A 736-nucleotide genomic window follows, 5' to 3' on the forward strand; every position below is an offset into this window, starting at 1 on the left:
ATCAATTAGATTTATTAGATAAAAACGAGTAATTATTTATTTAAGATCTCGCAGAAATCGCTGCGCAGTCTACAAGAAATAACATTTGGTGACAAAGTTCACGAAGCTCAAAGTAGGACCTATTTACCGCTTTAGTGAACTACGGCACTATACGAACAATTAACAGTATTTTAGTTTTCTATTTATTTCGATTCGTGATTTAGGCAAAACGTTCAGAATGGACTCAGGCAAAAACAATAGTAACAGTTCTCACTGTTGCCTACTTTGCGGGGCTTCAGAGATCTACCATTTTTATTTCGATCAACGTCTAACGAGAGAGTTTTATCAATGCCAAGCATGCGAGTTAGTTTTTGTTCCAAGTGAATTTCACTTATGTCCGAAAGAAGAAAAAGAAATATACGATCACCACGACAATAACCCTAACGACCCAAACTATCGCAGTTTTTTAAACAAATTAGGTAGCGTTATGATCGAAAATCTACCTACCGCATCTCAAGGACTAGATTTCGGTAGCGGACCGGGCCCTACCCTGTCATTAATCTTTAAGGAAGCAGGTCACGAATGCGAAATCTATGACAAGTTTTATGCTGACGATAAAGAAAAACTAAACACAGAATACGACTTCATCAGCTCGACCGAAGTGGTTGAGCATTTAGACGCACCGAGCCAAACGTTTGAACTTCTGTTTTCATTATTAAGGGCGAACGGAATACTAGGCCTGATGACAAAGTTGCAT

1 protein-coding gene is annotated in these 736 nt (G+C 38.5%); it reads left to right on the plus strand.

Annotation, left to right across the window (positions count from 1 at the left end):
- Positions 1-217: 217 nt before the first annotated feature.
- The coding region (locus A3739_RS01495) for a methyltransferase domain-containing protein (protein ID WP_068499984.1) at positions 218-736 on the plus strand (519 nt) is incomplete at its 3' end.

The organism is Oleiphilus sp. HI0067 (assembly GCF_001635735.1).